The organism is Fontimonas sp. SYSU GA230001 (assembly GCF_040066175.1).
Lineage (GTDB): Bacteria > Pseudomonadota > Gammaproteobacteria > Nevskiales > Nevskiaceae > Solimonas.
The window spans coordinates 1-12,234 of sequence record NZ_JBEAAM010000040.1 but is presented as its reverse complement, the minus strand read 5'-3'; the positions used below and the strand labels follow the sequence as shown (position 1 = coordinate 12,234).

The following is a 12,234-nucleotide window of genomic DNA, read 5'->3' as shown; positions in this document are numbered from 1 at the left end:
ACAACCTGTCATGCATACAAATCGTTCCCACTCATCATGGCCGCCAGCCGGACGGCTCCCATACCGTCCAATCTACCCACTCAAATTTCAAGAGAGGCTCAATGAAAAAGCCGACATTGAGTCGGCTTTTTCATTGAATGGCGGAGAGGGTGGGATTCGAACCCACGGTACCCGTAAAGGTACGCCTGATTTCGAGTCAGGTACATTCAACCACTCTGCCACCTCTCCGGTGGATGATGCGCATTGTGCCCGGCCTTGCACGGCAGCTCAAAGACCGGCGGCAGGCCCGGCAACACGGCCGGGTCGGCCGGTGTGCTAGCGTTGGACGGGCACCCTGGGTCACGCCGGGGGCGCATTCTAAATGAACCCGACCGCTATGCCCATACTGAGCTGGTCTTTCGCGCGCCGGCTGCTGCGCCTCGGGCCGCTGGCGCTGGTGGCCGGCTGGCTGGCGCTGGTTTCGACCTGCTCGCCGCGGGAAACGCTGCTCACCGAAGTGCGCTCGCTGGGCGTGCTGCGGATCGCGACGATCAACAGCCCGACGTCCTACTACATCGGCTCCAACGGCGAACCGACCGGCTTCGAATACGATCTCGCGGCCGGCTTCGCCCGCCACCTGGGCGTGACCCTCGACATCCGTGTCGCCGCCAATCCGCCGGAAGCCGCGCAACTGGTGCTGGCGGGCGAAGCGCACCTGGCCGCCGCCGGGCTGGCCGCGACCGATGCACGCAGGAGCCGCTTCCGCTTCACGCGCCCCTTGCAGAGCGTCGTGCCGCTGCTGGTGTACCGGAAGGGTGCGCGGCGGCCATCCGGCCTCGGCGAGCTGAGCGGAACCTTGCGCGTCGTGGCCGGCAGTGCCCATGCCGAGTTGCTGCACAGGCTGCGCGAGGCGTCGTTCCCGCATCTGCAGTGGGAGGAGACCGCCGAGCAGGAATCGGAAGAACTGCTGCTGGCCGTCTCCGGCGGCGACCTGGACTACACGATCGCCAACTCCAACCTCGTCGCGATCAACCAGCGCTATTACCCGAACCTGGCGACGGCCTTCGCGATCGCCGACGCGCAGCCGCTGGCATGGGCCTTCTCGGCGCAGCGCGACGACAGCCTGCTGCGCGCCGCGGAAAGTTACTTCGACCAGCTCGGCGCTGCCGAGCTGTCGCGCATCCATGACCGCTATTTCGGACACATCGAGCAGGTCGACAGCCTGGGTGCACTGACGCTGGCGACCCATGTCGATACCCGCCTGCCGCGATATCGCGCGGCCTTCGAGAAGGCCGCGGAGGTCACCGGCCTGGACTGGCGGCTGCTGGCGGCGATCGGCTACCAGGAATCGCACTGGGACCCGAACGCGGTCAGCCCCACCGGGGTCCGCGGCATCATGCAGCTGACCGCGGCGACCGCCGAACTGATGTCGCTGAGCAACCGCGAGGATCCCGCGCAGAGCATCCTCGGCGGCTCGCGGTATTTCCGCATGCTGCTGGACAGGCTGCCGCCCGAGATCGTCGAGCCGGACCGCACCTGGCTTGCGCTGATCGCCTACAACATCGGTTACGGGCATCTGCTCGACGTGCGCCAGCTGACCGCGCAGCAGGGGGGCGATCCCAACCGCTGGCTCGACGTGCGCGACCGCCTGCCGCTGCTGACGCAGAGCAAGTGGTACAGCCGCCTGCGCTACGGCTACGCGCGTGGACACGAGGCGCGTACCTATGTCGGTAACGTCCGCACGTACTACGACATGCTGGTGTGGCTGACCGGGGTGCCGGCGCAGCCACCCGCACCTTCCAGCGCCGCTCCCGAGGAACGGCCGCCGCCGAGCAAGGAAACCAGCGATCCGCTGCGGATCGACTCGCCGATCCTGTGATCGCCGCTACTTGATCAACAGCCGCTCGACGACCTGACCATTCCGCAGGTGCCGGTCGATGATCTCGTCGATGTCCTCCTCATCGACGTAGGTGTACCAGACCGCTTCGGGGTACACGACGACGCACGGGCCCTGCTCGCAACGGTCCAGACAGCCAGCCTGGTTGATGCGCACCTGGCCCGGCCCGCTCAGCCCGAGCTGCTTCACCCGCTGCTTGGCGTAGTCGCGCACCCGCGTCGCGCCCTTGTCGTTGCAGCAGGTGCGGTCACCCGGCGGGCGCTGGTTGCAGCAGAAGAAGACGTGATGACGGTAGTAGCTCATGACTGGCCGAAAGCATAGGAGAGACTGACCGCCGTATAGGTGTCGGTCTTCTTCGTTCCCGCCGGCACCGTCGTGTTGTGCTTGACCGTGTAGGACAGGCCCGCGAACAGGTTGCCGACGATCGACAGCTTGAGTTCGGACACCGACTCGCCGTAGGTGTTCGACTCGCCGGACTCGACCTTCAGCACCTGCAGGAACTGGCTCGTCTGCGACAGCGTGTAGCCGTACTTGCCGAGTCCGCGCACGATGAAGTCATTGCTGCGCTCACCGGTCAGGTTTTCCTTGGACTGCCGCGCACCCGCGCCGACTTCCAGATCCAGCAGGTGCTGCGGCCCGGTGAGGACGTGACGCCCGTAGCCGATGGTCTCGGAGAGCCGCTCGCGGATACCGGCGAACAGGTCTTTTTCCCAGTCGATCGCGGCGAAGGCATAGTCCTGCTCCGACAGGTTCCAGTCGAGCTTGTCGGACAGCCCGTAGCGCTCCGCGGTCGCGCCCTGCGCATCGGCCGAGTACACGCCCAGGCCCTGGAAGCCGTTCTTCCAGGCTGCGGTCGTGTAGTCGATCCCGACCTTGCCATTGAGGGACTTCGTACTGGTGTTGCCGGCCGTCGCCAGGTAGCCGACGGCGACCTCGCCCGACCACTGCGCCTGGGCCGGCATCGCGAGGCCGCACAGCAGCAGACCCACACTTGGATTGCGCATCGAATCTCCGGAGGACCGGCATGGAACGTCGCGGCTTATTATAGGAGTCAATGACTTCACCCCCGATCGCGCCGCCATCCGCCTTTCCGCTCGACGCGGCCGATCTGTGCGTCAAGTGCGGCCTGTGTCTGCCGCACTGCCCGACTTACGGCGAGACGCGGCACGAAGCGGATTCGCCGCGTGGGCGCATCGCGCTGATGCAGGGCCTCGCCAGCGGCGCGATCGCGGACTCGTCCGCACTGCACAGGCATCTCGACGGCTGCCTGGCCTGCCGCGCCTGCGAACGCGTGTGCCCGGCCAAGGTTCCGTACGGGCAACTGATCGACGCGGGCCGCGCGCTGCTGGCGCTGCACCAGCCCTCGCGCACGCGCGCCACGCGCATGCTCGACCGCCTGCTGTCGTCGGACATCGCGCTACGGGCACTCGCTGCCCTGCTCTGGCTGTACCGCGCGACCGGGCTGCAGCGCCTGGTGCGCGCGTCGCGCCTGCTCGGCCGCGGCCGGCTGGCGCGGCTCGAATCGCTGATTCCGGCGCGGCGCCGCCCGGCAGCGGCGCGCAGCGCGCCGGCGCCGGCAGCGGCCGGCGAGACCATCAGCCTGTTCAGCGGCTGCGTCGGCCGCCTGCTCGACGACGACGCGCTGCGCGCGACACAGGTGCTGTTCGAACGCTTCGGCTGTCGCGTGTCGCGTCCCGCAGGGCAGACCTGCTGCGGCGCGATCGCCGAGCACGGCGGACTGCCAGCCGCCGCCGCTGCGCACGCCGACCGCAACCTGCGCGCCTTCGCAGCGGCCACGACCGTCGTGCATGTGGCCAGCGGCTGCGGCGCGACGCTGATCGACTACCCGCGGCTCGCCTCCGATCCGCAGCGGGGTGCGACCTTCGCCGGCCGAGTCGAGGAGGCCTGCTCGGCCCTGCTTCGACGCTGGCCGCGACAGCTGGCGCTGCGGCCACTGCCGGCGCGCGTCGCCGTGCACCTGCCGTGCACGCACCGCAACGTGCTCGGCCACGGCGGCGACGTGACGGCCCTGCTGCGCAAGATCCCGGGCATCGATCTGGTCGAGCTGGACGTCGCACAGCGCTGCTGCGGCGCCGCCGGAACCCATTTCATCACGCAGCCGGAAATGGCCGACCGGCTGCTGGCGCCCAAGCTGCGCAATGCGGAGCAGCTGCGCGTCGACTACATCGTCAGCACCAACATCGGCTGCTCGCTGCACCTGGCCGGCGGCCTGCAACGCCACGGCCGGCGCGCCCCCGAAGTGCTGCATCCCGCGGTGCTGCTCGCGCGTCAGCTCGCCGGCTGAAGCGGGGCATCGGCCGCCGGCAGCCGCCCCAGTCGGGCCTCGAGACGCAACAGGATCAGTTGCGCCATCTCGGTCTGGATGAACTCGCGCAGCCGTGCTTCCTCGGCCTCTTTGGCCAGGACCTGTTCCGGCTGGAAGCTGTAGTCACGCATCAGCCGCAGATCGCCGGGTTCGATCAGCGGCTTGCCGCCACCGATCACCTCGTAATGCACGCTGGTCACGAGACGGAATTCCAGCGCCTTGCCGTCCAGACCGATCGACAGCACCTCACGCGTCTCGGTGAGCTCGCTCAGGCGGATCACCGTCGCCTCCGCGCTGCGGCTGCTCAGCACGTCGGCGCCGCGACGCTGCAGACCGGCGCGCAGGGCCGCCTCCAGCGGCGGCTGCAGCACGCGATACGGCGCGATGACCTCGATGTACACGTTCTGCAGCGCCGGCGGCAGCGGCCGTGTGCCGGCGAGATGGAAGCCGCAGGCGCTCAGGCCCAGCGCGACGATGGCGAGCAGCGCGCGCACGTCAGACCACGAAGTTCACGAGCTTGCCCGGGTGAGCCGGGAACAGTGCGAATGCCGTGAATGGCATTCGCACCCGGCGAACGGGCGGCCACGGATGGCCGCCCGGGGGGCTGTCACACTCAAGCGGTCGCGCCATGGATGGCATCACTAAACCACGAAATTCACGAGCTTGCCCGGAACAACCACCTGCTTCTTGATCGGCTGGCCGGCGATGAAACGCCGCACGTTCTCGTCGGCCAGCGCGATCTGCGCGATCTCGTCCTTGCTCGCACCGACCGCGACCTCGATGTTCGCGCGCAGCTTGCCGTTGACCTGGACCACGATCGCCAGACTGTCCTTGGCCAGTGCCGACTCGTCCACGACCGGCCAGCGTTGATCGAGCAGGTCGTCGCGGCCGCGCAGGCCCTGCCAGAGCGCGTGGCAGATGTGCGGCACGATCGGCTGCAGCATCAGCGTAACCGCCTCCCACGCCTCCTGCAGCACCGCCCTGCCCTGTGGCGTCGCGTCGTCGAAGCGGCCGATCTCGTTGATCAGCTCCATGATCGCGGCGATCGCGGTGTTGAAGGTCTTGCGCCGGCCGAAGTCGTCGCTGACCTTGGCGACGGTCTCGTGCAGCTTGCGCCGCAGCGCCTTCTGCTCCGCGTTCAGAGCCGCCTTGTCGAGCGCCGGCGCCGGACCGACGGCGACGTGCTGCTGCACGCCGCGCCACAGACGGCGCAGGAAGCGCGAGGCGCCATCGACGCCATCGTCGCGCCAGTCGAGCGAAGCGTCCGGCGGTGCCGCGAACATCGCGAACAGGCGCACGGTGTCGGCGCCGTAGGCGTCGATCAGCGCCTGCGGATCGACGCCATTGTTCTTCGACTTCGACATCTTCTCGACGCCGCCGATCGTCACCGGCCCGCCGTCGCTGCGCAGCCTCGCGCGCAGCGGCTGGCCCTTGGCGTCCAGCTCCAGGTCCACGTCGGCCGGGTTGATCCAGACCTTCTTGCCGTCGGCGGATTCGCGGTAGTAAGTCTCCTTGACGACCATGCCCTGCGTCAGCAGGTGGGTGAACGGTTCGTCGCTGGCCACCATGCCTTCGTCGCGCATCAGCTTGTGGAAAAAGCGCGCGTACAGCAGGTGCAGGATCGCGTGCTCGATCCCGCCGATGTACTGATCGACCGGCAGCCAGTAGTCGGCGCGGGCGTCGAGCATCTGCGTGTCGTTGTCCGGGCAGGCATAACGCGCGAAGTACCAGCTCGACTCCATGAAGGTGTCGAAGGTGTCGGTCTCGCGCTCGGCGGGGCCGCCGCACGACGGGCACGTCGTCTTGCGCCACGCCGGATCGGCCTTGATCGGCGATTTCACCCCGGTGAACTCGACATCCTCCGGCAGCACGACCGGCAGCTGGTCCTCGGGCACCGGCACGGCGTCGCACTTCGCGCAGTAGATCACCGGGATCGGGCAGCCCCAGTAGCGCTGGCGCGACACGCCCCAGTCGCGCAGGCGGAAGTTGACGCGGCGGCGGCCCGTGCCCGAGCGCTCGAAACGCGCGGCGATCGCGTCGAAGGCCTGCGCATGGTTCAGGCCGTCGTACTCGCCCGAATGCACCAGCCGCATCTGCGGATGCACCTTGTCGGCGTACCAGTCCTGCCAGCGGTCGGCGTCGTAAGTCTCGCCGTCGATCGCGATGACCTGTTTGATGGGCAGGCCGTACTTGTGCGCGAACGCGAAATCGCGCTCGTCGTGGCCCGGCACCGCCATCACCGCGCCGGTGCCGTAGCCCATCAGGACGAAGTTCGCGGCCCACACCGGCACCTTCTCGCCGGTGATCGGATGGATCGCGTGGATGCCCAGCGGCATGCCCTTCTTCTCGGCCGTCTCCAGCTCGGCCTCGGCGACGCCGCTGCGCACGGCGTCCTTGAGGAAAGCCGCCAGCTGCGGATCGCGCGCCGCCGCCTTCACGGCGAGCGGATGCTCGGCGGCGACCGCCATGTAGGTCACGCCCATCAGCGTATCGGGCCGCGTCGTATAGACGGTCAACGGCTCGGACTCGCCCTCGACCTCGAACTGCAGCTCCAGTCCCTCGGACCGGCCGATCCAGTTGCGCTGCATGGTCTTGACCGCCTCCGGCCAGCCCGGCAGGCGGTCGAGATCGTCGAGCAGCTCCTGCGCATACGCGGTGATCTTGAGGAACCACTGCGGGATCTCCTTGCGCTCGACCAGCGCACCCGAGCGCCAGCCGCGGCCATCGACGACCTGCTCGTTGGCGAGCACGGTCTGATCGACCGGGTCCCAGTTCACGACCGCGTTGCGGCGATAGACCAGACCCTTCTTCATCAGCCGCGTGAACAGCAGCTGCTCCCAGCGGTAATACTCGGGACGGCAGGTGTCGAGCCGGCGCGACCAGTCGTAGGCGAAGCCCAGGCGCTGCAGCTGGCCGACCATGTAGTCCATGTTGGCGTAGGTCCACTTCGCCGGCTGCGTGTGGTGGGCGATCGCCGCGTTCTCGGCCGGCAGGCCGAAGGCGTCGAAGCCCATCGGCTGCAGCACGTTCTTGCCGAGCATGCGCTGGTAGCGGGCGATGACGTCGCCGATCGTGTAGTTGCGCACGTGCCCCATGTGCAGCTTGCCGCTGGGGTACGGAAACATCGACAGGCAGTAGAACTTCTCGCGCGCCGGATCTTCCTTGACCTCGAAGGACTTGTTGCGCGCCCAGAACGCCTGGGCGATCCGCTCGGTCTCGGCCGGGGAGTACTGCTCGTGCATGGAATGTCGTCGGTGGATTCGGGTGGAAACGGCAGAACGTCGCGCGTCCGCCCGGGCGCACTCAGGCCGTGCGCGCAGTCAAAAACTCGGTACCGGACGTCCATGGGTGCCGCAGACGCGGCGCAGAGTGTAGCGCAAGCACCCGGCCGCGGACCGCGTGCAGCGAATCTGCCGCCCGCACGCCTAACCCCTCGGCAGTGCCCGGTTCAGGAGACGTCCCGCCGCCAGCAGCTGCTCGCGCAGCAGTGCCCAGTTCTCCGCCCGGCGCTGCGTCGCCACGCAGCGCCGCAGCCGCGCCTGCTTGACGTCGTCGAGCGCGGCGCCGATGGCGCCGAGCAATGCGTCCTCGACGTTGTACACGTAGCCGCCCCGCACGCACACCGGCACGACCCGGTCCGCGGGCACGGCGAGGTCGGCAGCGACCGCGGCCACCGCGCCGGCGATCGACCGCGCCTTCGCGCGGGTCGCGTCGCCGAGGTCGTAGGGAGGCGACCACTCGCGCGCAGGCGGCAGGCGGTCGATCTGCGTGAGCGCCACGAACAGCGGCGGCAGGCCGCGCGTCCGCGCCAGCTCGCTGCGCCGCAGCGTCTGCAGCAGCTCATGCTCCACCGACCGGTCCGCCCGCGGCGCAGCGACGACGACGAGCAGCGCATCGGCCCGCTCAAGTTCGCGCAACACGTCGTCGATTCCGAACGCCGCACTGTCACAGCCCGGCGTATCGACGACCAGCGCGGCCGGCCAGCCATCGCGCTCCAGCACATACGGACGGACCGAACCGGTGATGCCATGCACGTCGGTCGCGGCCAGCGGCGTGTCGAACAGCGCGTTGATCAGGCTCGACTTGCCGGCACCACTGCGACCGACCAGCAGCAGCCGCAGCGGCTCGGCCTGCGCCGCCTCGCGCATCGCCTGGTCGATCTCGCGCGCGGTCGCGGCCGTCGGCCGCGCCTCGGGCGCGCTCAGCACCGCCTGGCCGCTGTACAGCGCGATGGCGTGATAGCCGACCTTGCGGACCCATTGCCGCAGCAGCCAGACCTGCAGCGTCTCCTTGGCGGCGTTGAACGCACGGTTGCGCAGCGCTCCGGTCAGCTCGGTGGCGACGGCGCCGAGCGGATTGACGATCAGCCGCCCCGCCCGGTACAGGTCGTAGACCTGTTCGTAGATTTCGTACAGCGACTGCACCCGTCCCAGGTCGGCGAGCTTGAGGCGATGCGCGAACGGGATCACGCCGAGCACCTCGGTGCGCAGATCGTGGCTCGCGGCCTCGATGATTAGCAGCGCATGCGGCAGCGTCACCTCCGCCATCGGATGGAGCGCGTCGGGATGGAAGTGGCGGGCGACGTCGGCGATGACGTCGCGCGCCAGCGTGTAGATGCCGCTGGCCTCGGCGGGCCAGTCGGACGCCCGCAGGTTCTCCGCGCGGGCGTCGATCAAGGCCCAGGCGCCCTGGGTGCTCGCCGCCCACGCCGGATCGGCCGCCTGGCGCGGCAGCGTCGCCGCGACGCGCTGACGCCCGCGGTGCAGCAGCAGCCACGCCGCGATGCCGCACACCAAGAGCGTGACGACCCAGGCCAGCGCCAAGCCGCTGCGCCACAGGGCGACGGCGCCGGCGACGACCAGCAAGGCCACCGGCAGAACCGCCACCGCGTAAGGCCACAGCAGCGGCGCCCACTGGCGCCAGGCCTGCCGCTGTCGGGTTTCAGGGCTGTCCACGCAACCGGCCCTCGATCAGCGCACGGCCGGCGCGCAGCTCTTCGGCATAGATCTCGCGCAGACGTTCCGGCGCCAGGTGCCGTCCGAGACTCTTCGCCTCGAAGTAGCGGGCGGCGGCCCAGCCGAGCGCATAGGTGGTCGCCCCGGCCTGCACGCCACCCCAGACCGCGCCGATGCTCTGCCCCAGCACCGGCACCAGCTTGAGCAGGCTGCGCCCGAGCAGGCGCAGCGCCAGCCCGCCGGCCACACCCGCACCGAGCAGGCCGAGGAACTCGCGCGTGGTCTTGAGATCGAACACCTGTCCGGCCTGCACGGCCAGAACGTGCAGCAGCTTCGCCTGGATCGCGGCGACGGCAACGATATCGACGACCGGCAGCGCGCCGCCCCCCATCGCCGCGACGGTGTGGTAGAGGATCTGCGCGCGCGCCGCCTGCGCGTAGCCCGATCCGGCTTCACCGCTCCTGCGCAGCACCGCGGCGAGTCCCTGCGGCAGCACCGCCTCGATCGCGTCCCACAGTGCCGGCAGACCGTAGTTGCGGTCACCGTATCCATCTTCCGGCTGCGTCAGGTCGATCGGCACCCAGTGCACGGCGCCGGCCCCGGGCAGCCGGCCCAGGCGTTCACGCTGGGCTTCGAGCGCCCGCAGCAGTTCGGGGCGCGCGGCGCGGATCGCGTCCGCGTCACCGGCGAACGGATAGGGCTGCAGATGATCCTGTCCGGGTTCGTACAGGTCGTGCAGCCCGGTCTGCGCGACGACGATGGCCCAGTCGCCGTGCCGCTTGCGCACCTCGCGCAGCACGTCGAACACCGCGTCCTGCTGCGGATCGGCGGCGCGGCACACCGCGACGATCAGGTGCGCCTGGCTGGCGCAGGCGGCGATGTCCTCGGCGGGATCGTAGGCGACCTCGCCGAGCCCGCGCGTGTCGAGAAAGCGGATCACCGGCACCTCGGCCGGACAGTCGAAGATCATCGCGGTGCGCGTGCACGGCGCATACCCGGTGCCAACCAGCGCACGTGGATGTCCGGTCAATGCACTGATGATCGAGGTCTTGCCCGACTGGGTCTTGCCGAGGAGCCAGATTACGGGCACCGGCCGCTCGCGGGACGCGAGCGCCGAGCGCAGCACGGCTTCGCCGCGATGCGGATCGAGCAGCGCACGCCTGAGTGCCGTCAGGTAACGCCGCAGTGGACCGGCTCCGGCTTCCTCCACACCTGTCTCCTCGTGCGTACGCGTCGGGCGCAGCTTAACGTGCCGTCGCGCCGTGCCGCCGGCGGACGCCATCCAGACGTGGATCATCGGTGCCCGCACCGGGCCGCCGCGCTGACCCAGGTCAGCCCGGCGCCGGCGCACGGTTTGTCGTGCAGCGCCACACTTGAGAAGATCGCGCCACCGGCAACGCCGCCGGATCCCGGGAGTCCGAGTTGCGCGAAACGTCGTCCCGCGAGGAACCGCCCGCGATCGGCGGGCTGACCTACCCCTGCGGCGAGGTGCCCGCGCCCGGAACGGCCGTGCCGGTCGCGCCGGGCGTTCTGTGGCTGCGCATGCCGCTGCCGTTCAGTCTCGACCACATCAACCTGTGGGCGCTGGAAGACGGCGCCGGCTGGACCGTCGTGGACACCGGCTTGCAGACGGCCGAGACCCAGGCGTCCTGGGAACGCCTGCTCGCCGGTTCGCTGCTCGGCCGGCCGGTGACGCGCGTGATCGGCACGCACATGCACCCGGATCATGTCGGCATGGCGGGCTGGCTCACGGAGCGCTTCGACTGCCGGCTGTGGATCACGCGCCTGGAGTACCTCACCTGCCGCACGCTGGTCGCGGACACCGGACGTCCGGCTCCCGAGGCCGGCGTGCGCTTCTACCGCGCCGCCGGCTGGTCCGACGAACAGCTGGAACAGTACCGCGCGCGCTTCGGTGCCTTCGGCCAGGGCATCCACCGCCTGCCGGACAGTTTCCGCCGCCTCACGGACGGCGAGGTGCTGGACATCGGCGCGCAGCACTGGCAGGTGATCGTCGGCCGCGGGCATTCCCCGGAACACGCCTGCCTGTACTGCCCGGCGCTGGGCCTGCTGATCTCCGGTGACCAGGTGCTGCCCAGGATCAGCTCGAACGTGTCGGTGTTTCCGACCGAACCGGACGCCGACCCGCTCGCCGACTGGCTGGAGTCTCTGCAGCGCCTGCGCGCGACCGTCCCCGACTCGGTCCTGGTGCTGCCGGCGCACAACGAACCGTTCCGCGGCCTGCACGCACGGCTCGACGCGCTGCACGGCGCCCACGCGCGCAGCCTCGCCCGCCTGCAGGATGCATTGACGACGCCGTGCCGCGCGATCGACCTGCTCGGGCTGATGTTCCGCCGGCCCCTGCGTGGCGCGCACTACTCGATGGCCACCGGCGAGTGCATCGCGCACCTGAACTGGCTGCTGCGGCGCGAGCGCATCCGCGTGACGCGCGACGCCGCCGGCGTGGACTGGTACCGGACCGTCGCCGGGCCGGATTGACTCCGGCCCCGGCTCCTTAAGCGGCCCGGGGGATCGAGGTCCTTGCGGCCGCGGTACGGATGCGCGCGATCAGCGCGCGGCGGCGCTCGCCCTCCCGCTCGCCGGTCGCGGCCTCGTCCACCGCGATCGAGCGCGCATCCTCGTAGATCTGCGCGGCCAGCGCGGTCGCCGGCGTGCCCAGTTCCGGCAGCAGCTCGGCGCGCACCATCACCTCGAATGGCTTGCCCATCGGCTCGACGACCGTCGCGGCGGGGCTGTCGCGCACCCCGTCGAGCACGGCGCAACGCATCCCGCGGCGCGCCAGGCAGGCTTCCCAGTAGGCGTGCAGTCCCGCGACCAGGCGTTCCGCCGACGCGTCACCTCGGGACAGCACCGGGAGCACCTCGGCGAGGACTTCCTGGAGAAAACGGCGATGCAACTGCAAAGCCTCGTCGATCGACAATCGTGCGGGATTCATGCCTGCCTCCGGACAGCCTGTGGGCATCGGGATAGGGGACGCCGAGGATACCCTCAGCGTTCCCCTCCCACACCACCGGACATGCGGGTCCGCATCCGGCGGTTCGAGCGGTTGAGGTTACGCG

Annotated in this window: 10 protein-coding genes and 1 tRNA gene; 3 read left to right on the top strand and 8 right to left on the bottom strand. The window is 69.7% G+C overall.

Going from position 1 to position 12,234, the window contains the following annotated elements; translation table 11 throughout:
* Positions 1-138 precede the first annotated feature (138 nt).
* Positions 139-228 (bottom strand) — tRNA-Ser (locus AAG565_RS15435).
* 133 nt (positions 229-361) lie between these two features.
* On the opposite strand from AAG565_RS15435, the gene mltF reads away from it, so the two are divergent.
* The gene (mltF, locus tag AAG565_RS15430; protein ID WP_348820540.1) at positions 362-1,858 is read left to right on the top strand and encodes a membrane-bound lytic murein transglycosylase MltF; all 1,497 of its coding nucleotides are present in this window, start codon (positions 362-364) and stop codon (positions 1,856-1,858) included.
* Between the two features lie 6 nt (positions 1,859-1,864).
* Here mltF and AAG565_RS15425 read toward each other — a convergent pair whose 3' ends face one another.
* Entirely contained in the window at positions 1,865-2,179 is a 315-nt protein-coding gene (locus AAG565_RS15425; RefSeq protein ID WP_348820539.1) for a (2Fe-2S) ferredoxin domain-containing protein, read from the bottom strand.
* Positions 2,176-2,880, bottom strand: coding sequence for a DUF481 domain-containing protein (locus AAG565_RS15420; protein WP_348820538.1), 705 nt, complete (start codon positions 2,878-2,880; stop codon positions 2,176-2,178). The genes AAG565_RS15425 and AAG565_RS15420 overlap by 4 nt, the downstream gene beginning before the upstream one ends.
* Positions 2,881-2,930: 50 nt before the next feature.
* Between AAG565_RS15420 and AAG565_RS15415 the strand changes: the two genes are divergently transcribed.
* On the top strand, positions 2,931-4,181 hold the full coding sequence (locus tag AAG565_RS15415) for a (Fe-S)-binding protein (RefSeq protein WP_348820537.1): 1,251 nt from the start codon (positions 2,931-2,933) through the stop codon (positions 4,179-4,181).
* Here the strand turns inward: AAG565_RS15415 and lptE are convergent.
* The 4 genes from lptE to AAG565_RS15395 all read right to left on the bottom strand — a co-directional run bounded on the left by lptE (position 4,166) and on the right by AAG565_RS15395 (position 10,367).
* Positions 4,166-4,696, bottom strand: a complete 531-nt coding sequence (gene lptE / locus AAG565_RS15410; RefSeq protein WP_348820536.1) for an LPS assembly lipoprotein LptE — start codon at positions 4,694-4,696, stop codon at positions 4,166-4,168. The genes AAG565_RS15415 and lptE overlap by 16 nt on opposite strands.
* A gap of 147 nt (positions 4,697-4,843) precedes the next feature.
* Positions 4,844-7,444: a leucine--tRNA ligase gene (leuS, locus tag AAG565_RS15405; RefSeq protein WP_348820535.1), complete on the bottom strand. Its 2,601-nt coding sequence runs from the start codon at positions 7,442-7,444 to the stop codon at positions 4,844-4,846.
* Positions 7,445-7,627: 183 nt separating this feature from the next.
* Positions 7,628-9,157, bottom strand: a complete 1,530-nt coding sequence (locus AAG565_RS15400; RefSeq protein WP_348820534.1) for a GTPase domain-containing protein — start codon at positions 9,155-9,157, stop codon at positions 7,628-7,630.
* A complete protein-coding gene (locus tag AAG565_RS15395) occupies positions 9,144-10,367 on the bottom strand; it encodes a GTPase (RefSeq protein WP_348820533.1) in 1,224 nt (407 codons plus the stop codon). Before AAG565_RS15395 ends, AAG565_RS15400 begins: the two co-directional genes overlap by 14 nt.
* 212 nt (positions 10,368-10,579) lie before the next feature.
* Between AAG565_RS15395 and AAG565_RS15390 the strand changes: the two genes are divergently transcribed.
* A complete protein-coding gene (locus AAG565_RS15390; RefSeq protein WP_348820532.1) occupies positions 10,580-11,653 on the top strand; it encodes an MBL fold metallo-hydrolase in 1,074 nt (357 codons plus the stop codon).
* Between the two features lie 16 nt (positions 11,654-11,669).
* Here AAG565_RS15390 and AAG565_RS15385 read toward each other — a convergent pair whose 3' ends face one another.
* Positions 11,670-12,110: a hypothetical protein gene (locus tag AAG565_RS15385; protein ID WP_348820531.1), complete on the bottom strand. Its 441-nt coding sequence runs from the start codon at positions 12,108-12,110 to the stop codon at positions 11,670-11,672.
* Between the last annotated feature and the right edge of the window lie 124 nt (positions 12,111-12,234).